Raw genomic sequence first — 279 nt, forward strand, 5'->3', positions numbered from 1 at the left:
CCCATACTCCACTGGCCGGATGAAATCGCATAAAGTGACGATTGGACTGCCAAAAGTTAAATTCACCAATCACTGAAACGCTGGCAGCATTTGGCGCCCACACACAAAAACGAACACCGTCAACGCCTTGTTGTGTAATAAATTGCGCCCCTAAGTGCGCATAAGCATGCTCAAGACTCCCTTCATTGAACAAGTACATTGCTTGCTCATCAAGGGTACTACTAAAACTGTATTCATCGTAAAAGGTAATATTATTGCTTTTATAGCTAACATGGCATT

General features: G+C 42.7%; 1 pseudogene. It reads right to left on the reverse strand.

Annotated features, from left to right (window positions below):
* Positions 1 to 279, reverse strand: a pseudogene (locus SB765_RS29110) (hypothetical protein); the annotation flags it as partial.

This window comes from Pseudomonas sp. SIMBA_067, assembly GCF_046534675.1.
GTDB lineage: Bacteria > Pseudomonadota > Gammaproteobacteria > Pseudomonadales > Pseudomonadaceae > Aquipseudomonas > Aquipseudomonas putida.